21 protein-coding genes are annotated in these 21,537 nt (G+C 67.7%); 17 read left to right on the forward strand and 4 right to left on the reverse strand.

All coding sequences use genetic code 11. From position 1 onward, the window contains the following. The first annotated feature begins 164 nt into the window (after positions 1-164). The 5 genes from BDK89_RS02810 to BDK89_RS02830 all read left to right on the forward strand — a co-directional run bounded on the left by BDK89_RS02810 (position 165) and on the right by BDK89_RS02830 (position 6,473). Positions 165-1,202, forward strand: coding sequence for an amidohydrolase family protein (locus BDK89_RS02810; RefSeq protein ID WP_133867508.1), 1,038 nt, complete (start codon positions 165-167; stop codon positions 1,200-1,202). Beyond that, positions 1,199-2,965, forward strand: a complete 1,767-nt coding sequence (locus BDK89_RS02815; RefSeq protein ID WP_133867509.1) for a 4Fe-4S dicluster domain-containing protein — start codon at positions 1,199-1,201, stop codon at positions 2,963-2,965. Before BDK89_RS02810 ends, BDK89_RS02815 begins: the two co-directional genes overlap by 4 nt. A gap of 201 nt (positions 2,966-3,166) precedes the next feature. Further along, positions 3,167-4,363 carry a GGDEF domain-containing protein gene (locus BDK89_RS02820; protein ID WP_166657337.1) on the forward strand — a complete coding sequence of 399 codons (1,197 nt, stop codon included), beginning with the start codon at positions 3,167-3,169 and terminating at the stop codon, positions 4,361-4,363. A 137-nt stretch (positions 4,364-4,500) separates the two neighbouring features. Then, positions 4,501-5,691, forward strand: coding sequence for a pyridoxal phosphate-dependent aminotransferase (locus BDK89_RS02825; RefSeq protein ID WP_133867511.1), 1,191 nt, complete (start codon positions 4,501-4,503; stop codon positions 5,689-5,691). Then, a complete protein-coding gene (locus BDK89_RS02830; RefSeq protein ID WP_133867512.1) occupies positions 5,691-6,473 on the forward strand; it encodes a nitrilase-related carbon-nitrogen hydrolase in 783 nt (260 codons plus the stop codon). Before BDK89_RS02825 ends, BDK89_RS02830 begins: the two co-directional genes overlap by 1 nt. Before the next feature lie 40 nt (positions 6,474-6,513). On the opposite strand, the gene BDK89_RS02835 is transcribed toward BDK89_RS02830, so the two are convergent. Then, entirely contained in the window at positions 6,514-6,927 is a 414-nt protein-coding gene (locus BDK89_RS02835; protein WP_133867513.1) for a DUF1801 domain-containing protein, read from the reverse strand. An 83-nt stretch (positions 6,928-7,010) separates the two neighbouring features. On the opposite strand from BDK89_RS02835, the gene BDK89_RS02840 reads away from it, so the two are divergent. Beyond that, positions 7,011-8,366, forward strand: a complete 1,356-nt coding sequence (locus BDK89_RS02840; RefSeq protein WP_133867514.1) for a PAS domain-containing protein — start codon at positions 7,011-7,013, stop codon at positions 8,364-8,366. A gap of 162 nt (positions 8,367-8,528) precedes the next feature. On the opposite strand, the gene BDK89_RS02845 is transcribed toward BDK89_RS02840, so the two are convergent. Continuing rightward, entirely contained in the window at positions 8,529-9,104 is a 576-nt protein-coding gene (locus tag BDK89_RS02845) for a YceI family protein (RefSeq protein WP_133867515.1), read from the reverse strand. Positions 9,105-9,226: 122 nt separating this feature from the next. Here BDK89_RS02845 and BDK89_RS02850 point away from each other — a divergent pair, with 122 nt between their 5' ends. After that, complete coding sequence (locus BDK89_RS02850) at positions 9,227-9,664, forward strand: MarR family winged helix-turn-helix transcriptional regulator (protein WP_133867516.1); 438 nt, start codon at positions 9,227-9,229, stop codon at positions 9,662-9,664. Positions 9,665-9,696: 32 nt separating this feature from the next. Here the strand turns inward: BDK89_RS02850 and BDK89_RS02855 are convergent, their stop codons facing one another. Together BDK89_RS02855 and clpS are read right to left on the reverse strand one after the other, a co-directional pair. After that, positions 9,697-10,182 carry a DUF2017 family protein gene (locus tag BDK89_RS02855; protein ID WP_133867517.1) on the reverse strand — a complete coding sequence of 162 codons (486 nt, stop codon included), beginning with the start codon at positions 10,180-10,182 and terminating at the stop codon, positions 9,697-9,699. Between the two features lie 18 nt (positions 10,183-10,200). Beyond that, positions 10,201-10,506 carry an ATP-dependent Clp protease adapter ClpS gene (gene clpS / locus BDK89_RS02860; RefSeq protein ID WP_133867518.1) on the reverse strand — a complete coding sequence of 102 codons (306 nt, stop codon included), beginning with the start codon at positions 10,504-10,506 and terminating at the stop codon, positions 10,201-10,203. 146 nt (positions 10,507-10,652) lie between these two features. On the opposite strand from clpS, the gene BDK89_RS02865 reads away from it, so the two are divergent. The 10 genes from BDK89_RS02865 to pdxH all read left to right on the forward strand — a co-directional run bounded on the left by BDK89_RS02865 (position 10,653) and on the right by pdxH (position 21,488). After that, positions 10,653-11,588: a heme o synthase gene (locus BDK89_RS02865; RefSeq protein ID WP_133867519.1), complete on the forward strand. Its 936-nt coding sequence runs from the start codon at positions 10,653-10,655 to the stop codon at positions 11,586-11,588. A gap of 183 nt (positions 11,589-11,771) precedes the next feature. After that, a complete protein-coding gene (locus BDK89_RS02870; RefSeq protein ID WP_133867520.1) occupies positions 11,772-13,448 on the forward strand; it encodes a cbb3-type cytochrome c oxidase subunit I in 1,677 nt (558 codons plus the stop codon). Beyond that, positions 13,445-14,038, forward strand: a complete 594-nt coding sequence (locus tag BDK89_RS02875; RefSeq protein WP_133867521.1) for a cytochrome c oxidase subunit 3 — start codon at positions 13,445-13,447, stop codon at positions 14,036-14,038. The genes BDK89_RS02870 and BDK89_RS02875 overlap by 4 nt, the downstream gene beginning before the upstream one ends. Before the next feature lie 13 nt (positions 14,039-14,051). Then, positions 14,052-15,179, forward strand: coding sequence for a hypothetical protein (locus tag BDK89_RS02880; RefSeq protein WP_133867522.1), 1,128 nt, complete (start codon positions 14,052-14,054; stop codon positions 15,177-15,179). A gap of 41 nt (positions 15,180-15,220) precedes the next feature. Then, positions 15,221-16,453 carry a cytochrome c oxidase subunit II gene (gene coxB / locus BDK89_RS02885; protein WP_133867523.1) on the forward strand — a complete coding sequence of 411 codons (1,233 nt, stop codon included), beginning with the start codon at positions 15,221-15,223 and terminating at the stop codon, positions 16,451-16,453. A gap of 12 nt (positions 16,454-16,465) precedes the next feature. After that, on the forward strand, positions 16,466-18,469 hold the full coding sequence (gene ctaD / locus BDK89_RS02890; RefSeq protein ID WP_133867524.1) for a cytochrome c oxidase subunit I: 2,004 nt from the start codon (positions 16,466-16,468) through the stop codon (positions 18,467-18,469). Then, on the forward strand, positions 18,462-19,094 hold the full coding sequence (locus tag BDK89_RS02895) for a cytochrome c oxidase subunit 3 (RefSeq protein ID WP_133867525.1): 633 nt from the start codon (positions 18,462-18,464) through the stop codon (positions 19,092-19,094). The genes ctaD and BDK89_RS02895 overlap by 8 nt, the downstream gene beginning before the upstream one ends. Before the next feature lie 14 nt (positions 19,095-19,108). Beyond that, a complete protein-coding gene (locus BDK89_RS02900; RefSeq protein WP_133867526.1) occupies positions 19,109-19,456 on the forward strand; it encodes a cytochrome C oxidase subunit IV family protein in 348 nt (115 codons plus the stop codon). Positions 19,457-19,534: 78 nt separating this feature from the next. Next, positions 19,535-20,839, forward strand: a complete 1,305-nt coding sequence (gene serS / locus BDK89_RS02905) for a serine--tRNA ligase (RefSeq protein ID WP_133867527.1) — start codon at positions 19,535-19,537, stop codon at positions 20,837-20,839. Position 20,840: 1 nt separating this feature from the next. After that, positions 20,841-21,488 carry a pyridoxamine 5'-phosphate oxidase gene (gene pdxH, locus BDK89_RS02910; protein WP_133867528.1) on the forward strand — a complete coding sequence of 216 codons (648 nt, stop codon included), beginning with the start codon at positions 20,841-20,843 and terminating at the stop codon, positions 21,486-21,488. The last annotated feature ends 49 nt before the right edge of the window (positions 21,489-21,537 follow it).

The following is a 21,537-nucleotide window of genomic DNA, read 5'->3' on the forward strand; positions in this document are numbered from 1 at the left end:
CGAGACGTTTCCGGAGATCACCCGACCCGGCGAGTCCCGGCTCGGGTCGGGTGATCTTCCGAAACTTCGACTCCGTCGCCGTTCCGTGCGACACCCGACCCGAGACACGGGAGCCGCGCAGAGTGTTGAACAGTTCGTAAAACTCGGGTGGTACGTTCGGGGAGGTGGCAGCGTCACGTTCCTCGGGTCTGGTCTGTGCCCATCACCACCTGTATTCCGGGCTCGCTCGCGGCATGCCGGCGCCGCCGTCGACGCCCCGGAACTTCCTCCAGGTGCTCGAACAGGTCTGGTGGCGGCTCGACCGAGCGCTCGATCTCGAGATGCTCGAGTGGTCGGCCAAGCTCGCTGCCGTCGAAGCGCTGCAGGCCGGCACCACCGCGATCATCGACCACCACGAGTCACCGAACGCGATCGAGGGGTCGCTGACCACGCTCGCCGACGCCTGTGCCGAGGTGGGCGTCCGCGTCTCGTGTGCGTACGGGGTCACCGACCGTCACGGCCCCGACGGCGCCGCCCGCGGCCTGGCCGAGAACGACCGCTTCCTGTCCGAGGGTGGCCGCGGCATGGTCGGCGTGCACGCCTCGTTCACGTGCACTGACGACACCCTGGCCGCCGCCGCCGAACTGGCGAAGAAGCATGGCGTTGGCGTCCACATCCACGTCGCGGAGGGGGCCGACGACCTCGATGCGCCCGAGCGGCTCGCCGGGCTGACGCGCGACGACTGGCTCCTGATCCACGGCGTCCACCTGCGCGACGATCACGGCCTGTCGGGCACGATCGTCCACAACCCGCGCTCGAACATGAACAACGCGGTCGGCTACGCCAGGCCGTCCCGCTTCGACAACCCGGTCGCGCTCGGCACCGACGGGATCGGCGCCGACATGCTCGACGAGTTCCGTCTCGCCTTCGTCCGCCAACGCGAGTCCGACGTCACGGCGTCGCCCGACGATGCCTGGGGCTGGTTGTCGGCCGGCTGGGATCTGTTCCCGGAGGCACGCGACGACACCGTCACGTGGAACTATCCGACGTTCGACCCCTGGCATCTCGCCTACTCGACGACCGTCAACGCGATCGACGTCGACGTCGACGGCGAGCCGGTGCTGCGCAACGGCACCACCACCCGCGTCGACGAGGCCGAGGTGCGTGCCAAGGCCGCCGAACAGGCCCAACGACTCTTCCGAGCCCTCGAGGAACTGACATGAGCCACGACACCGCACCACTCACCCCGATGACGATGTCGACGCTGCTCGGCCGCATCGAACACGAGTGGTCGACCCGCCAGAAGATCTTCGATCTCCCGAGCGCCCGCATCTGGCAGCCCGACCCCGACGTCGACCTCGGTTTCGAGTTCCTCGGCCGTCCGTGCGCCACGCCGGTCGGCCCCGCCGCCGGCCCCCACAGCCAGCTCGCGGAGAACATCGTCCTCGCCTGGCTCGGCGGCTCACGCTTGTTCGAGTTGAAGACGGTGCAGGTGCTCGACGATCTCGAGATCGCCCGGCCGTGCATCGACATGCAGACGATCGGCTACAACATCGAGTGGAGCCAGGAGCTCACCGTTCCGCAGAGCCTCACCGAGTACGTGAAGGCGTCGATGCTGGTCGAGATGCTGACGCAGTGGGAGCCACTCGCCGACCACCTCCACAACGACACCGGCGACGGCCCGGGCTCGCACGTGTTCGACATGAGCGTCGGCTACGACCTGGCCGGCATCTCCGGCGACAAGGTCAGTCGTTTCATCCGCGGCATGCGCGACGCCACCGACGAGATCGCCGCCCTCCGACCGCAGATCGCCGAGGCGGGCGGCTCGTTCGCCGCCCTCGCCGACCTCGACTTCTCGACCCACATCGCCGACACCCTGACGCTCTCGACGTTCCACGGGTGCCCGCCCGAAGAGATCGAGTCGATCACGAAGCACCTGATCGACGAACACGACCTCGACGTGATCGTCAAACTCAACCCGACACTGCTCGGCTACGAAACGGTCGCCGGCATCGTCAACGACGAGCTCGGGTACCGCGACGTGTCGGTGAAGGAGCAAGCCTTCGCCGACGACCTCCAGTTCGAGCGCGGCATCGAGCTGATCGAAGAGCTCAACGAGTACGCGAAGCAGCGCGGCCGTCGCTTCGGCATCAAGCTGACCAACACGCTCGTGGTCGACAACACCCGCGGCTTCATGCCCGACGATCCGATGTACCTGTCGGGTGCACCGCTCCACGTGCTGGCGTCGACGTTGCTCGACCGGCTGGCGACGGCGCTCCCCGGTCGACTCGCGATCCCCGGTCACGACGGCGACGTCATGGTGAGCTTCTCGGCCGGCATCACGAAGGAGAACCTGCCCGAGGCGATCGCCATGGGCGTCAATCCGGCGACGGTCTGCTCCGACCTGTTGAAGCCCGGCGGGTACGGCCGATTGGCGCCGATGCTCAAGGCGCTCACCGCGGCCGTGCGCGACGACGGCTGCTCCGATCTGGCGTCGTGGAAGCAGCTGCGCCAGGCCGCCGCCGTCGACGCCGGCTTCGCGACGGCGTGTGCGCAGCACGTCGCCGACATCCGCGGCGACGGCATCGAGTCGTATCACCTCGACGGCAACTCGAAGCTGCCCCGCGAGGTCGACAACGATCTCCAGATGTTCGGATGCGTCGCCTGCAACTTCTGCGTCACCGTGTGTCCGAACGACGCGTTCACGAACATCCGCAGCCTCGACGGCATGGACGGCCGCCAGCAGTACCTCGTGTTCAGCGAGCTCTGCAACGAGTGCGGGAACTGCATGGTGTTCTGCCCCGAGCGTGGCGACCCGGCGATGATCAAGCCTCGGCTCTACACCGATCGAGCCCTCTTCGAGGCCCGCGACGGCCAGGGGTTCCTCGTCGACGGCGGCCGCGTGGTCGACGCCCGTGCCGACGACGAGAGCATCGAACTGGTCGGTCGGCTGCTGGCGAGCGACGCCGGCAACCCCCTCGGCTGACGACGGCGAGGCGCCGACCTCCACGTCGCCCGAGCGGGTGACGTGCGCTCGGTTGCGCGTCAGGGGAACGACAAGAACACCGCTATTGCGTGAGTGCGGAACCGAATCGGCAAAGTTTCGGCAATGTCATTTCCGAACGGTTCAGGTCTGGTCTCCGTGCGCCGATGACGAGATATGCGGGTGGTTCGTCGAGCGTCAGTGGTGCTCAGTCTCGTGCTGCTCGTCGCCATCGCCGTCGGCTACGTCGGCCGTCGCTCGGAGGTGGCCGAGATCCGCGACGAGCGCCTCACTCGTGCCGCCGACGTCGGCGCTGCACGCGTCGACGCCCTCGTCGAGAGTGCGACGGTCGCCGTCGTGTCGGCCTCGTCGCCCGAAGCAGCGGTCGATGCCGTTCGGCAGGCCTATCCGAATGTCTCGGCGTGCGCCGGTTCCGTCGACCACAACGTGTGTGACGGCCCGCTGGCCGCCGAGGTCGGCAACGTCGACCTCACCCCCGGTGGGTCGGCCACCGAGGTGACCGCGCTCGACGACGTCGTCGTGATCGGTGTCGACAGTGACGACCTCGCCCTCCGGGTCATCGCCGACATCGACGTGTGGACCGGCGCCGACGACTCGATCGAGGTGAAGGCGAGCACCATGTCGCAGGGCGTCGGATCGTTCGTCGACGACGGCCGCCAGCGCCAGACCTCGGCCGGCGTGTTGGCCGCCCCCGGCACGTTCGTGATCGCCCAAACCGATTCCGGGGTCCGGCTCCCGACCGAGGAGGAGCGCTTCTACCTGATCGTGGCGGCGCTCGCCCTCGTCCTGTTCCTCCTCGCCGGCACGACGCTGATCGTCGAGCAGCGTTCGCTCCGTGAGCGGGCGACGTTCGACGGCCTGACCGGCCTCGCAAACCGCAGTGAGTTCGAACGTCGTGCGGTGGAGATCCTCGCCGGTGCCGAGCGCACCGGGAAGTCGGTCTGCATGCTCTTGTTCGACCTGAACGGGTTCAAGCAGATCAACGACACGTGGGGCCACGCCGCCGGCGACGAGGTGTTGCGGGTGGTCGGCCGCCGGCTGGCGTCGGCCGTGCGCGACGGCGACCTCGTGGCTCGCTGGGGCGGCGACGAGTTCGTCGCCATGATGCCCGGCATCGCCGCCGAGGAGATGGGTGTTCGACGGGCGCGTCAGATCGCCGAACTCGTCGGTGGGCGGACCCGGATCGACGGCGTTCCCGAGTCGCTCCGCGTCAAGGTCAGCGTCGGTGTGGCGATCTGGCCGTCGCACGCTCACGATCTCGACGGCCTGCTCGAGGCCGCCGACGACGCCATGTACCGGGCCAAGCGCGAAGGCATCCCGACCGTGCTCGCCGACGCCCGCCCCGACGACGACGCCGACCAACTCGTCCCCCTCGCCTGAACCGGGACGCCTGGTGGATTAAATCGCCTGGGCGTCCACGGGTGGACGCCTGGTGGATTTAACCGCCTGGGTGTCCGGAACCGGATGGCATAGCCCGGGGATTCGGGGTGGCGGCGGGTGGCACCTACGCTGGCGGGGTGGCTTCCGTCGATCACGCCCTGACCTCCAAGCTCGCCTCGTTCGGCACGACCGTCTTCGCCGAGATGACGGCCCTCGCCATCGAGACCGGTGCGATCAACCTCGGGCAGGGCTTCCCCGACACCGACGGCCCGGCCGAGGTGCTCGACGCGGCGGTCGAGGCGATCCGGTCGGGCGTCAACCAGTACCCGCCCGGCCCCGGCCTGCCGGTGTTGCGTGAGGCGATCGTCGAACACCAGCAGCGCTTCTACGGGCTCGACTACGACGTCGACGCCGAGGTGCTCGTCACCGCCGGCGCCACCGAAGCGCTCGCCGGCGCATTGCTCGGCATGCTCGACGAGGGCGACGAGGTCGTGCTGTTCGAGCCGATGTACGACAGCTACCAGGCCTGCATCGCGCTCGCGGGCGGGGTGCTGAAGCCGGTCGTCCTGCGGCCCGACTTCGAGGGCGACGGCCGCTACGGGTTCGACCGTGACGAGTTCGTCGCCGCCGTCTCGCCGCGGACGAAGCTGATCTTGCTCAACACGCCGCACAACCCGACCGGCAAGGTGTTCACCCGCGACGAGTTGCAGTTCATCGCCGACGTCGCGATCGAGCACGACCTGCTCGTCGTCACCGACGAGGTGTACGAGCACCTCGTGTTCAGCGGCGCCGAACACGTCCCGATGGCCACCCTGCCCGGGATGGCCGAACGGACCCTCTGCATCAGCTCGGGTGGCAAGACGTTCAACACGACCGGGTGGAAGACCGGCTGGATGTGCGGCCCGGCGCCGATGATCAACGCCGCCAAGATGGCCAAGCAGTTCCTCACCTATGTGAACGGTGCGCCGTTCCAGCCGGCGATCGCCACGGGACTGCGCCTGCCCGACTCGTTCTACGATCACCTCGCCGCCGACTTGGAAGCCAAGCGTGACCGGCTGCTGCCCGGCCTCGAGGCCGCCGGGTTCGAGGTCTTCGTGCCCGAGGCGACGTACTTCACGACCGTCGACATCCGACCGGTGCGACCCGACGGCGACGGGATCGCCTTCTGCATGTCGTTGCCGGTCGATGTCGGTGTCGTCGCCATCCCGACCCAGGTCTTCTACGCCAACCCCGAACACGGCCGCCATCTCGTGCGCTTTGCCTGCTGCAAACGCTTCGAGGTGCTCGATCAGGCCGTCGAACGACTCGCGAGCCTGGGAGCGAGCTGATGGCCGAGTTGCGCGTCGCCGCCGTCCAGCACGACATCGTCTGGAACGACCCGGCAGCGAACATGGAACGTCTGGCGCCGCAGATCGCAGGCGCCGTCGCGTCAGGTGCCGGACTCGTGTTGCTCACCGAGACCTTCTCGACCGGCTTCGGCTTCGCGGAGCCGGGCTTCACGACCGAGGCCGAGGGTGGCCCGTCGTCGCAGTTCCTGGTCGCCCAGGCCGCCGAACACGGCGTGTGGGTCGGCGGATCGTGCCCGGAGGTGCGCGCCGACAACGAGCCGGGCGACGACCGTCCGTCGAACTCGTTCGTGCTCGCCGGCCCCGACGGCACCGTGCACCGCTACCGCAAGATCCATCCGTTCTCACACGCGGGTGAGGAGCGGTTCGTGCGTGCCGGCGACCAGTTCGTGACGGTCGACATCGACGGGTTCCGGGTGTCGCTGTTCGTCTGCTACGACCTCCGGTTCGCCGACGAGTTCTGGCAGCTCGCCGAGCAGACCGATCTGTACCTGGTGCCCGCCAACTGGCCGGCGAAGCGACGGGAACACTGGATGGCGCTGCTGCGGGCCCGGGCGATCGAGAACCAGGCGTACGTCGTCGGTGTGAACCGGGTGGGGGAGGGGAGCGGTCTCGACTACTCGGGCGACAGCCAGATCATCGACCCGCTCGGTCGGGTGCTCGCTGCCGGGGCGCACACCGAGACGATCCTGCTCGCCGACCTGAGCACCGACGAGGTGGAGTCGACCCGCGCCCACTTCCGGTTCTTGCCCGACCGGCGCTGACCGACCGGCATCGACGAGGCGGCGATACCGGACAGCGCGGTCAGAAGCCGTGCCAGCCGTCGATCGCGGCGGCCTGCTCGATCCAGGAGCGCATCTCGGCGGTGTCGACGTCGTCGCCTTCGAACAGGTGGACGTAGCGGGCGTCGGGATCCTTGGAGCCGACCGGCGGCATCGGTTCGAGGTGAGCGCCGCGGAGGAACGTCACCTTCACGTACTTCGTGAAGCAGTGGAACGACAGGAACCAGCCGCGACCGTCGACGCCGTAGAACGGTGAGTTCCACCGGACGGCCTTGCTCACTTCGGGGACGAGGCGAGCCACCAGTTCGTCGAGCCGGCGGCCGACGTCCGACTTCCACTCGGGCATCGCCTCGATGTACCGCTGCACCGGCTCGTCGCCGTCGGCCTTGGCGATCTGCGGGTTCCCACCCGACAGCAGGACCGGTTCGTCGCTCATGGGTGAACCGTACCCCGACCCGATCGGTGTGACGTTGGTCCCACGGGGGTCAAGCGGCTCGGCGGGTGCGCCGATGGCGAGGCATGAGCGTCGCGTCCAACCGCCCGGAACCGACCGCTGTGGAGCACGTCGTCGCGCCCGATGAACTGTTCTTCTCGACCACCGATCGGCGCGGTGTGATCCGGAGCGCGAACAGCGTCTTCGTCCGCATCGCCGGGTACGACCACGAACACCTCGTCGGTCGACCGCACAACATCGTGCGGCATTCCTCGATGCCGTCGGGTGCGTTCCACGTGATGTGGCAGCGTCTCCTCGCCGGCCAGCCGATGGCGGCGTACGTGCGCAACCTGGCCGCCGACGGTGGCTCGTACTGGGTGTTCGCCACCATCACCCCGTTCGGTGACGGCTTCCTCTCGGTGCGGAGCGCGCCGCTCACCACCATGTTCGACACGGTGCGCGACGTCTACGCCCGAGTTCTCGCTGCCGAGCAGCAACACGCGGCAGACGGGCACCATCGTGCCGAGGTGGCCCGCCACGGCGCTGCGCTCATCGAACGAGAGGTGCGACGGCTCGGCTACCCGTCGTACGAAGCACTGATGTACGACGCACTCGCGCTCGAGGTCGCCGAACGCAACGCCATCGTGCGTCCGCACTCCGACCGTCCCGAGGCGACCGGTGACGCCGCCGAGGTTCTCGACGCCGTGCGGGAGATGCACCACGCACTCGACGGTCTCGACCAGCACATCGTCCGGTACGCCGATCTCGTCGGTCGGATCGCGCCGGTGTCGATCGAGTTGCTCGACAATGCCCGCGAGCTCGAGGCGGTCGCCGAGCACGCCGCCGACGTCAGTGAGCAGTCGGAGGCAGCCACCCTGCGTAACTCGGCGCGGGTGATGCGGCACCCGATGCACGAGGCCGTCGTGGCGCTCGAGCTGCTCGCCGCCGACCTCGGCGAGGTGCTCCATGCGTTGCGACGCGAGCGGTTCTCGATCTCGGTCGCCCGTCTCCACGCCGAGATGACGGGTGTGTTCGCCGCCGAATCGGTCGACGGGCTGGCGCCGGAGGATTCGCTCGGTGAGGTGCCGGCACTCAGCACGGCCATGGCGGACGACGTCCGGGAGATGCTGGCGGGTTCGTCGTCGCTCAACGGTCGTCTCCACACGGTCGCCGAGCGGGTCCGGTCGGCGCACGAGCTCACCGACCGGTTCGGCTTCTTCCTCACCGAATGGGAACGCATGGCGATCCGCAAGATCCCCGATGTCCCGCTGACGCCGATCGTCGGCCCGGTCGAGCAGCACCTCCGAGCCGGGCGCGATCAGCTCGCCCAGTTGCAACAGCTCGCCGAGGCGCTCCGCGCCGCATCGGCGTCGTTCGACGTCGCCCGTTTCGAGACCCCGCTGTCCCGCATCAACACCCTCACGACCCCCACCCCCGCCTGAACGCGCAACGGCCGCACCCTGGTGGGGGTGCGGCCGAGACGACCATTCCTGGTTTCAGCGAGGATCAGGTGGCGCCCTCGCCAGGTGCGGCGCACTTGAGCGGCCTCGCGGCTGCGAGCGGCGAGACGCAACGCCGCACGGCGTCACCTGATCGCCGCGGCGTCAGCTGGCGTCGCTGGGGACGAGCTGGATCTCGAGGGAGATGTTGACCTTGTCGCTGATCAGCATGCCGTCCATGCCGACCGGCATGTTGAAGTCGATGCCGAAGTCGCTGCGCTTGATCTGGCCCTCGGCCGAGAAGCCGGCGCGGGTCATGCCGTAACCGTCGACGGTGACGCCGTGGAACTCGAGGTCGAGCTCGACCGGCTTGGTGACGCCGTTGATGGTGAGGTCGCCGGCGAGCGTGTCGTCGGTGACCGAGGTCGACACGAACGTCATCTGCGGGCTGGTCTCGGCGTTGAAGAAGTCGCCGCTCTGCAGGTGACCGTCGCGATCGGGGTTGTTGGTGTCGACCGACGACATGTCGATCGAGGCCTGCACCGAGCTGGCGGTGGTCGGGTCGCTGATCTCGGCGGTGGCGGTGAAGCTGTTGAAGCGGCCGCGCACCTTCGAGAGTCCGAGGTGGCGGACCGTGAAGCCGACCTCGGAGTGGGCGGGCTCGACGACCCAGGTGCCGCTGTGGAGGGTGGGCTGGTCGCCGGTCGTCGGGGTGTTCGAGTTGGTCTCGGTGGTGCTCATCGGGGGACTCCTGTGATGTGAGAGGAAGAAAGGGAGGGTTCAAGGTTGAACAGTTGCATCGTAAAGGTTCAAGATTGAACTTGCAAGTTCAATCTTGAAATTGTTTCGACTACGCTGTCGGCATGACTCGATGGCTCGACGACGACGAGATGGCGTTCTGGCGTGCGTACACCGTCGCGGCAGGCCGCCTCAACGCAGCGATCGACGCCGACCTGCGCTCCGAGTCGGGTCTGACGCTCGACGACTACGAGGTGCTCGTGCACCTGTCGGAGGCGCCCGACCGACGGGTCCGGATGTCGGAGCTGGCCGAACGCGTGGTGCAGTCGCGGAGTCGGCTGACCCAGCGCATCGACCGGATGGTCACGCGCGGACTGGTCGAGCGGCAGCAGTGCCCCGACGACCGCCGCGGCACCTTCGCCGTCCTCACCGACGAGGGCATGACGGCACTCGAGGCGGCTGCTCCCGGCCACGTCGCCTCGGTGCGTCGGCACCTCCTCGACCACCTCGACGTCACCCAGATCCGCGCCGGCGCCGACCTGTTCGGCACGCTCCTCGACTGACCGAGCACGGGGTCGTATCCGACCCCGTTCGGCTAGCTGAGGGCTCGGACGCAGTGTTCGAGGAGCCAGCTGAGGTAGCTGTAGAGGGCGTACTCGGGTGAGTCCTCGAGGCCGGCCCGGACTTCGTCGGCGTCGGGGTCGTCGCTGACCTCGAGCATCGTCCCGAGAATCAGGCGGACGGAGTTCACCGACTGCATGAACGCCAACAGCCCGGCGTCGTCGAGCGGATCGGCACCCGGCGCGAGCGCCCGATCGACAACGTCGAGCGCAGCGAGCTTCGACGCGACGAGCTCCTCGCGCATCAGGCGCTGGTACTCCTCCTCGAGCTCCTCGTCGTCCGGATACGCAGTCGGGAAGAGCCTGACGAGCAGCGCTCGGGCGTGCTCGTCGTCGGCATCGTCGGTCAGGAGTTGCCGGAGCTCGCCGGCGAGCCGCCGGATCAGCGCCGCCTCGTCGTCGTCGACGGCGATCTCGAATCCCTTGCGTGTCGAGCGGACCGGGCCGCGGAACCGGCTCATTCGGCCATCACTCGTCCATCACCCGTCCTGGCCGTCTTTCTCCATCGTCGCCCACAGCCCGTGCTCGTGCAGCCGGAACACGTGCATCTCCGCCTGCTCTCGCGTGCCGTTCGCCACGACAGCGCGTCCCTTCTGGTGGACGTCGAGCATCAGCTCGGTCGCCTTCTCGAGGCTGTAGCCGAACAGCTTCTGGAGCACGAAGGTGACATAGCTCATCAGATTGACGGGATCGTTCCACACGAGGACGATCCACGGATGGTCTTCCGCGACGCGCTCGTCGGCCGCCGGTTCGGCGACCTGGGTGGGTTCGAGCGTCGTGGGCACGGACCCATTCTGGCAAGCCCACGCACCGCGCCCTACTCGAACGACGGCGAAACGGATCGGTGGGGCTCGCGGCGCGCACGGCGATCGTGTGACAGGTAGCGACAGGTTGGTCGCGCGGGCTCGATCGGCCGTACCATGGAGTCGCTATGTCCGTCGGCAGTCGCCCCATCGTCCCGTCCCGGCTGGCGCCGGGTGGTGTGGCCCACGGGAGCCGCAAGCCGGCGACGTCGACGATCGGCTCGTACATCGCACTCACCAAGCCGCGCATCATCGAGCTGCTGCTCATCACGACGGTGCCCACGATGGTGCTCGCCGAGGGGGCATGGCCGTCGACCTGGCTCGTCCTCATCACCCTGATCGGCGGCACCTTGGCCGCCGGCGGCGCCAACGCGATCAACATGTACGTCGACCGCGACATCGACCGCCTGATGAAGCGGACCCAGAACCGGCCGCTCGTCACCGGTGCGATCGCCCCCCGCAACGCCCTGATCTTCGCGTTGTGCCTGGAAGTGGCGGCGTTCGCCGTGCTGTGGGTCGGTGCCAATCTCCTGTCGGCCGTGCTCGCCCTCTCGGCGACCGCGTTCTACGTGGGCGTGTACACGCTGTGGCTCAAGCGCACGAGCCGCCAGAACATCGTGATCGGCGGTGCTGCGGGCGCCGTGCCGGTGCTCGTCGGTTGGTCGGCGGTCACGAACAGCCTGTCGCTCACGCCGTGGGTGCTCTTCGCCGCCATGTTCTTCTGGACGCCGCCCCATTTCTGGGCGCTCGCGATCAAGTACGCCGACGACTACCGGGCGGCCAATGTGCCGATGCTCCCGGCGGTCGTCCCCTTCGACCACGCCGTCCGCCAGATGATCGGTCACACGATCGCCATGGTCGCGTGCACCCTCCTGCTCATCCCGGTCGCCGATCTCGGCGCCATCTACTCCGTCACTGCTGTCGTCCTCGGTGCCGCCTTCCTCGCCTCGACCATCGTCTTGGCGAAACGGCCCACTGCGGCGATGTCGATGCGGGTGTTCGGTTTCTCGATCACCTATGTCACCGTCCTGTTCGGTGCGATGACCGTCGATGTCCTGCTCTGAGGCCATGCCGAGCCGCTCCGACGACGCCGTCGGAGCGGGCCGGATTTCCTCTCGCGAGGGGCTCGGCCAGTAGTGTTCGGTCGGTAGTGTCGTGTCGACGTTCCGCGCCTGCGTCGTCGACCGACCGAGCATCGAAGTGCAATTCAGCGTGCAGCCAGACTTCCAAGGAATCAGCCACGTCCCATGACGACGATCGAGACACATCCTGACGACACCGTCGCGGCCTCCACGGCCGGCGATTCGACGGTCCCGTCCTTCATCACGGCTGCCTACGACTGGGCGACCACCGTCGACCACAAGAAGATCGGTCGACTGTCGACCGGCTTCGGCATGTTGGTCCTGCTCGCAGCGGCCGTCCTGGCGCTGTTGCTCGACATCGAGCGACTCGGCGACCCGGGCAGCTTCATCGACACCGGTGCCCAGCTCCAGCTGATCCAGATGTACCGGGTGGGCCTGGTCGTCGGCGGTATCGCCCCGCTGGCACTCGGACTCGCCGTCGCGGTGGTCCCGATGCAGCTCGGCTCCCGTCAGATCGCCTTCCCGCGGGTCGCTCTCACCGGCTTCTACGCCTGGCTCGGCGGCACGTCGCTCGTGATGGTCAGCCTCGGTCTCAACGGTGGCGCCGGTGGCGGCGACGCCGACATGGTCGATCTCTTCCTCACGGGTCTCGGCCTGGCGATTCTCGGCCTCTGCGCCACGGCCGCCAGCCTCGGTACGACGATCCTCACCACCCGGGCGCCCGGCATGACGATGCGTCGGGTGTCGGCGTTCACCTGGTCGGCGCTCGTCGGTGCGATCGCCACCCTGCTCGTCATGCCGGTCCTGTTCGGCGTGCTCATCTATCTCTACGTCGACCACCGGCTCGGCTCCCAGGCCAACTTCATGGGTGTCGAAGGCATCGGCGCCTGGATCGGCTGGGCCTTCACCGTGCCGACGGTCATCATCTTCGCCATTCCCGCCGTCGGTTTCGCCGCCGAGCAGTTCTCGGTGGCGTTCAAGACCCGTCAGCCGATGCGCGGCGTCCTGTTCGCCGGGATCGCGCTCATCGGTGTCACCGCCTACGCCGGCTCGACCCAGCAGTTCGTCCACGACGTGACGTTCGACGCCAGCGGTGAGACCTTCATCCGTGGTGCGGTGCCGTTCCTGCTCTTCGCCGGACTGCCGCTGCTCGGTGTCACGGTCGTGCTCCTGCTGTCGCTGCTCAACGTCAAGAACGGTGCGGGCAACAGCCCCTCGGTGCGGGCCCCGTTCGTGTTCGGACTGCTCGGCCTGCTGCTCGTCGGCGCCGGCATCGCCGCCAACTTCGCCGAGGGCATCACCGACCTCGAGCTGGTCGACCCGGCCACCAACCTCGCCACCGCCTTCGAAGAGGGCGCCACGCTGCTGGTCGTCTACGGAGCGGTGCTCGCCATGCTCGGCGGCCTGGTCTACTGGGCGCCGAAGCTGTCGGGTCGCCTGCTCTCCGACAAGCAGGTGTTGCCACTCGCGCTCCTCGGTGGTCTCGGCGCACTGCTCGCCGGTGCCCCGCTGCTCGTCGCCGGCTTCGTCGACCAGATCGGCGGCTACCCGGCCAGCCAGGCCGAGGTCGACCAGATCATGACCGTCGCCGACGACGCCGAGATCTGGATCACGCTCTCGCTGATCGGTCAGGGCATCATGGCGCTGACGCTGCTCGCGTTCGGCGGCCTGCTCCTCAAGCCCCAGGGTGACGACGACGCCGCCGACGACAACCCGTACGGCGGTCAGACGATCGAGTGGAGCACGCCGTCGCCGGCGCCCGCCCACAACTTCGAGCACGTGCCCACCGTTGCCTCGGCCGAGCCGCTGTTCGCCACCGACACCGAAGGGAGCTCCGAGTGAGCGCTGGACCGGCCACCGTGGCCCTGCCCCCCGCCGCTCCGCCGGCGCCCCGACGCCAAGTCCTGCTGGGCACGGCGCTGGCGTGCGTCGGTGGCACGATGCTCATCGGCGGCATGCTCGCCGTCTGGGTGCTGTTCCGTGAGCGCGTCGTCGACGCCGGCGAACGCTTCCCGATCGACTACATCATCCACGAGGTCGCCACGAACGTGATGCTGATCACGGTCTGGGCTCTCTGCCTGTTCGCCCAGTGGGCCGTGTACGCCGGCAACCGTGGCGATCGGGCGCACACCGCCCTCGGCCTCGGCGTCACCGGCGTGTTCGCGCTGGCCTACATCAACGCCCAGGCGTTCGTGTACAGCCAGATGGAGGTCGAGATCGCCGACGAGTACTACGGCGCCCTCTTCTACGCCATCACCGGCACGATGCTCGCCGTCGTCGCCATCGGCCTCGTCTACACCGTCGTCGCCGCTTTCCGTTCCCTGTCGGGCCGACTCGGCGACACCGAGGTGCTCGCCGGCCACGCCCTCTACTGGTACTGGACCGCCGCTGCCTACAGCGCCGTCTGGTTCGTCGTCTACGTCACGAAGTGAGATCAGCACCGAGATGTTCACCACTGGCACGAAACTCCTGATCGGCTCCGCCGCCCTCGCCTGGATCGGCGCGGCGGTCTACGGCATCGCCCAAGAGGGCGCCCTGGGCACGATCGGCCTCGTCTCCGCCGCCGTCGCGCTCTCCCTGCTCGCCGGCGTCAACGCCTTCGTCCGCGACTCCAACGTGTCGGCCACCGACACCGAGGCATTCGAGACGGCGGCCGCTGCGCAGGCCTCGGCCCGCCGGTCGCTGTGGCCGCTGCTCACAGGCATCGGTTTCACGATGTTGGCGCTCGGCATGGCCACCCTGCCCGCGATCTTCATCCTGGGTCTCGTGGCCCTCGCCGCCGGCCTCGCCGAGTGGCTGGTCCAGGGCTGGAGCGAGCGTGCGTCCGCCGACCGGGCCTTCAACGAGGAGGCCCGCGAGGTCGTCGCCGACCCGCTCGAGCTGCCGGTCGCCGGTGCCATCCTGGCTGCGATCATCGTGTACTCGTTCAGCCGGGTGATGCTCGGCATGAACACCAAGGAAGCGACGGTCGTCGTGTTCTCGGTCGTCGCCACCGTGGTGCTCGCCATCGGTGTCCTGATCGCACTGAAGAAGCAGATCAGCGTGCCGGTCGTGACCGGCGTGTTCTCGATCGGTCTGATCGCCATGATCGCCGGCGGTGCGATCGCCGGACTCAACGGCGAACGCGACATCCACGTGCACGAGACGACGGCCGATCTCGCCGAGGCCAACCTGTGCGGCACCGAGGAGACCGAAGCCGATCACCACGCCAGCCAGACGGTGGGCGCCAAGTCGAACCCGGCCGCGACCCTGATCTTCGACGGCTCCGAGCTCGAGATCGACGAGGTCGGCGAGGACGGCCAGGTCGGCACCCTGACCTTCCCGCGCGGGAACGCCACCAACGTGATGTTCCTGAACGAGTCCGACGAGGAAGCTCGCCTGGTGCTCGAACTGCATCCCGCCGCCGACTCCGAGGGCGACCAGCGTGTCTGCACGACGCTCGTCGAAGAGGGCGGCCGCCAGATCCTCACCGTCGAGTTCGACCGCCCGAGCTTCGCACTCGAGGCCGAAGGCGTGAACTACGAGTTCGTCGTCGCCGGCAGCGATGCCTCGGTCGAGGTGGTCGTGCCGTGAGTCGATCGTCTAGCCTGACTACGAAAGTACGGACAAAGCCGATGACCGAGTCTTCCCCGCTCCGCTCCCGTCTGCGCACCGCCGCCCTCGTCGGCGTCGGTGGCGTCGTGCTCGCCTCGTGTGCGCAGGACGCACCCCAGGACACGTGGCAGCCGGCCGGTAGTGAAGCCCAGAAGATCCACGACCTCCAGTGGCCGATCTTCCTGATCGCCGGCATCGTCGGCCTGATCGTGATGGCCGTCGTCGCCGTCGTCGTCGTGAAGTTCAAAGATCGCGGCCAGCCGATCCCCGAGCAGTCGCACGGCAAGGCCTGGCTCGAGTACCTGTTCATCGCGCTCCCGGCCGTGCTCCTCGCCGGCATCGCCGTGCCGACCGTCGCCACGATCATCGACCTCAACGACACCGACGACGCCGACTGCGTCATCAACGTCACCGGCCAGCAGTGGTGGTGGGAGTACGACTACCCGATCGCCGCCGACGGCAGCATCTGCGGGTTCATGCCCACCGGCGAGTCCGGCACGATCGTGACCAGCGGCCAGATGGTCATCCCGACCGACGCCAAGGTCGTCATCCGTGGCACCAGCCGCGACGTCATCCACTCGTTCTGGGTGCCCCGCCTGAACGGCAAGCGCGACATGGTCCCGGGCCGTGTCCACACCTGGAACTTCAACGCCGAGCAGCCGGGCATCTACGCCGGCCAGTGCGCCGAGTTCTGCGGCCTCTCCCACGCCAACATGCGCATGGAGATCGTCGCCCTCGACGACACCGACTTCCAGGCCTGGATCGACAACCAGCTCGAGCCGTACCAGTCGCCCGAGGAAGGCACCCTCGCCGCCGACGGTGAGAGCGAGTTCATCGCCCAGTGCGCCCGCTGCCACCAGGTCGACGGCCTCGTCGACGCCGACGGCGAACTGGTCGTGTCGAATCCCGAAGACCAGGTGTACTCGGGTGCTGCGCCCAACCTCACCAACTTCATGACCCGTAACACCTTCGCCGGCGCCACGTGGGATCTGCTCAACGAGGAATGCCGTGCCGACGTGTGGGAGGCGGACCCCGAGGTGTTCGGCGACCTCTATCTCGAGGGTGTGACCGAGTCGTGCCTGAACGAGATCGACCTGAAGGAATGGCTGCGCGACGCGCCCGCCAAGAAGCCGATGTACGCCGACGCCGAATCGCTCGAGGCCACCGACGGCCTCGTCCGCGGCATGCCGTACCTCGCACTGTCCGAAGACCAGATCGACCGCTTGGTCGCCTACCTGCTCGAGCGCAAGTGAGGATGAACTGACATGGCGCTGATCGAACGCCCCCGCACCACCGGCGACCTCACGCCGGCCGTGGCCACCCCCGAGGCCACCTACGGCGCATTCCGCCGTCCCGTCGAGTCGACCGGGTGGAAGTCGTGGCTCTTCACGATCGACCACAAGAAGATCGGCATCATGTACGGCGTCACCGCCATGTTCTTCTTCTTGGTCGGTGGTCTCGAGGCCCTCCTCATCCGGGCCCAGCTCGCCGGACCCGACGGCACGATCCTGTCGGCCGACAAGTACAACCAGATGTTCACGATGCACGCCACCACGATGGTGTTCCTCTTCGTGATGCCGATGGCGGCGGCGTTCGGTAACTACTTCGTCCCGCTCCAGATCGGTGCGCGCGACGTCGCGTTCCCTCGCATCAACGCGTTCAGCTTCTGGTGCTTCCTGTTCGGTGCACTCTTCATCAACACCTCGTGGCTGCTCGGCGGTGCCGCCGACGGCGGCTGGTTCATGTACGCCCCGAACTCGTCGGTCCCGTTCTCACCGACGAACGGCATCGACTTCTGGGGTCTCGGCCTCCAGATCACCGGCATCGCGTCGCTGACCGGTGCGATCAACCTGATCGTCACCGTCATCAACATGCGAGCGCCCGGCATGACCTTCATGAAGATGCCGATCTTCACCTGGATGATCTTCGTCGTGCAGTTCCTGCTCGTGTTCGCCATCCCGGTGATCACGGTGGCGCTGTTCCTGCTGATGTTCCAGCGAACGTTCGACGCCACCTTCTTCACCGTCGAAGCCGGCGCCGACCCGCTGCTCTGGCAGCACTTGTTCTGGATCTTCGGACACCCCGAGGTGTACATCCTGATCTTGCCGAGTTTCGGCATCGTCTCCGAGGTCCTCCCGGTCTTTTCGAAGAAGCCGCTGTTCGGCTACCCCCTCGTCGTCTTCTCCGGCGTCGCCATCGGCTTCGTCGGCTGGGGCGTGTGGGCCCACCACATGTTCGCCTCCGGACTCGGGCCGATCTCGGTCGCCGTGTTCTCCGTGGCCACGATGGCGATCGCGATCCCGACGGGCGTCAAGATCGTCAACTGGACGATGACGATGTGGGGCGGCAAGCTCCGCTACACCACCGCCATGCTGTTCGCCATCGGTCTGATCGTGCAGTTCACGATCGGTGGCCTCTCCGGTGTCACCCACGCCGTGGCGCCATCGGACACACAGCAGACCGACACCTACTACATCGTCGCCCACTTCCACTACGTGCTGTTCGGCGGCGCCATCCTGGGCATCTTCTCGGGCCTCTACTACTGGTGGCCCAAGATGTTCGGCAAGTTGCTGTCCGAGACGCTCGGTAAGTGGAACTTCTGGCTGATGGTGATCGGTCTCAACATGGCGTTCGGGCCGATGCACATCATCGGTCTCCAGGGGCAGCCCCGACGCATGTACGTCTGGACCGAGGCCCGCGCCGGTGAAGGCTTCTTCAACCTCGGGTTCTGGAACCTGATCTCGTCGATCGGTGCGTTCATCCTCGGCTTCGGCGTGCTGGTGTTCTTCTACAACGCCTGGCGTACCCACTTCGGCAAGCACAAGGCCGGCCCGGCCCCGCTCGACCCGTGGGACGCCCGCTCGCTCGAGTGGATGACCTCGAGCCCGCCGAAGGAGATCAACTTCGACCGGACGCCCGTCGTCAGCCACCTCGACGAGTTCTTCCATCGCAAGTACGAAGACAAGGACGGCGACCACAAGTCGTACGAACAGGTCATGACCGCAGAAGAGGTCATGGCGATCGAAGAGGCCAACGCCGAGGACGACGTCCACTTGCCGTCGCCCTCGTACTGGCCGATCGTCCTCGCCTTCGGCCTGCCGATCATGGCCTACGGCGTGATCTACAACATCTTGATGATCGTGGTCGGCGCCGCGATCGTCCTGTTGGCGATGTTCGGTTGGGCGCTCGAGCCTGCGACCGCACCCGATTCCGACTACGACCCGCCCAGCGAGGGCGGCACCGATCTGGAGCTCTCCACTCATGGCTGATACTGCAGTGCACGCCGCCGCCGGTCACGACGACCACCACGACGGTCATCACGGCGGCCACTACACCTCGACCGGCCTGTCGAACAACAAGCTGGCGATGTGGCTCTTCCTGGGTTCGGAGTGCCTCCTGTTCGGTGGTCTGATCTCGGTGTACATGCTGTACCGGGGCCGCCACACGGCGAACCTCGGCCCTGACCAGGTGTGGGACATCCCCTTCACCTCGGCGTCGAGCTTCGTGCTCCTGATGTCGTCGCTGACCATGGTGCTGGCCGTCACCGCCGCCAAGCGGCACGACGATCGCACGACGAACGTCTGGCTGAGCGTCACGGCGCTCCTCGGCTCGCTGTTCGTCGCCGGTCAGGTCTACGAGTTCACGGTCTTCTACCGTGAGGGCCTCGGCTACACGACGAGCCTGTTCTCGTCGAGCTTCTACACCCTGACCGGCTTCCACGGCGTCCACGTCACCGTCGGCGTGATCATGCTGCTCGCCGTGGTCGGCATGATCATCCGGAATCGGATCCCCGGCGACAAGGCCGAGGTCGTCGAGCTCGTCGGCCTCTACTGGCACTTCGTCGACATCGTGTGGATTCTGATCTTCACCCTCGTCTACCTCATCCCGGCCTGATCGAGAGACTGCGCATGAGCACCGAAACCGCAACCGACGCCACCACCGAGGAAGTCGACTTCCGCGAAGCCGACGACCACGTCGATCACTGGACCGACCTGCAGTTCGTCTACCTCGCGATCGGCCTTGCGGTCGTCACCGCGATCGAGGTCGCACTCAGCTACATGGTCGACGACCTCGGAGCGCTCTTCCTGCCGCTCCTGCTGCTCTTGATGTTCATCAAGTTCTTCTCGGTCGTCTTCTACTTCATGCACCTGAAGTTCGACAACCGGTGGTTCAGCATCCTGTTCTACATGGGGCTGTTCCTGGCGGTCGGCGTCTACGTCGCCGCGTTGATGACCTTCCAGTTCTTCAGCTCCTGAGCATCGCGTGGCCGCCGCCCGGCGGCTGCGTCGATCACATGCGTCACCTGCGCCGATGCCGGTCTAGCCTGCACTGACGTGATCGACGTACGGCTCATCCGCAACGACTACGACGCCACCCGCGAGGCGCTCGCCCGCCGTGGCGACCCGTCCGTCCTCGAGTCGCTGGAGCGGGCACGCGAGCTCGACGAGCGGGTGCGTGCGATCATCGCCGACCGCGACGCCACGAGGGCTCAGGTCAAGTCGTTGTCGAAAGACGTCGGCATGCTCCGCCGCGACGGCAAGGTCGACGAGGCCGAGGCCGTCCAGGCCGAGAGCCGCCGACTCGGCGAGCACGAGAAGGAGCTCGATCGCGAGCACGACGACGTCGCCGGGCGGCTGCGCGACGAGTTGCTCGTCATCCCGAACCTCCCCTTCGCCGGCGCACCGGACGGTTCGTCGGACGCCGACAACCCGATCGTGAAGGGGCCCTTCCTCCCCGACGAGTTCGCCGATCATCAACGGGTTCCCCACTGGGAGAGCGCCGCCGAGCTCGGCATCCTCGACAACGAGCGGGCCACGAAGATCGCCCAGTCGATGTGGACCATGCAGCGCGGCGCCGGCGCCACCCTCGCCCGCGCGCTGTGCCAGTTCGCGCTCGACCGGATGGCCGACGCCCACGAGGAGATCCGGCCGCCCACCCTGGTCTCGTCGGCGACCCTCACCGCCACCGGGCAGCTGCCCAAGTTCGCCGACGACGCGTTCGCGATCGAGCGCGACGACCTGTGGTGCATCCCGACCGCCGAGGTGCCGCTCACGTCGATCTATGCCGGTGAGATCGTCGATCAGGCCGACCTGCCGTACCGGTTCATGGCGTACACGCCCTGTTACCGACGCGAGGCCGGGTCGGCCGGCCGCGACACCCGCGGCATGCTCCGGTCGCACGAGTTCGACAAGGTCGAGATCCTGGCGCTGTCGACTCCCGCTCAGGCGCCCGACCTGCTCGACGACATGGTCGCACGCGCGGAGTCGCTCGTTGCTGCGCTCGGGTTGCCCTATCGCATCATCGAGATCTGCACCGGCGACATGGGGCAGAGCCATCACCGCAGCTTCGACATCGAGGTGTTCGCCCCCGGTGCCGATTCGTGGCTCGAGGTGTCGTCGGTGAGCTGGTTCAGCGACTACCAGGCCCGACGCGCCAACATCCGGTATCGACCGCTCGACGACGACGGCAAGCCGGTGAAAGGCACCGAGTTCGTCCATACGCTCAACGGCTCGGCGCTCGCCGTACCCCGGGTGTGGGCGGCGATCGTCGAGAACTACCGCAACGCCGACGGTTCGGTCACGGTTCCCGACGAGCTGCGCCCGTACATGCGCGGCATCGAGACGATCACGGCCGGCTGACATGGACGGCGATCCGATCCGCGATCGGCGGGTCCAGTACGAGACCGACGGCCTCGACGTGGCCGATGTCGACGCCGACCCGATGGAGCAGTGGCGGCGCTGGCACAACGACGCGCTGCAGGCCGGTCTCGTCGAGCCGAACGCGATGACGTTGGCCACCGTCGACGTCCGCCACGCCCCCGACACCCGGATCGTGCTCGTCCGTGGCGCCGACGAGCGCGGCCTGACCTTCTACACGAACTACGAATCGGCGAAGAGCCGTCAGCTCGACGTCAACCCGGCGGCGGCCGCCACGTTCGGATGGCTCGAACTGCACCGACAGGTGCGGGTCCGAGGTCAGGTGGCCCGCGTCGACGAGGCCGAGAGCGACGCCTACTTCGCCACCCGCCCCCGGCCCAGCCAGATCGGCGCCTGGGCGTCGCCGCAGTCGCAGCCGATCGGCGGTCGGGGCGAACTCGACGCGTTGGTCGAGCACGAGGCCGCCCGCTTCGCGAGCGACCAGCAGGTGCCGCGCCCGGCCCACTGGGGCGGCTGGCGGCTGGTGCCTGACGAGTGGGAGTTCTGGCAGGGACGCCCGAGCCGCCTCCACGACCGAGTGCACTACCGCCTGCTCGACGGGCTGTGGCACCGCACCCGCCTCGCCCCCTGACGAGCAATATTCGAAGAACGTTTCGAGCTCGTCTCGTAGGGTGCACGCC

It is taken from the genome of Ilumatobacter fluminis (genome assembly GCF_004364865.1).
Taxonomy (GTDB): domain Bacteria; phylum Actinomycetota; class Acidimicrobiia; order Acidimicrobiales; family Ilumatobacteraceae; genus Ilumatobacter; species Ilumatobacter fluminis.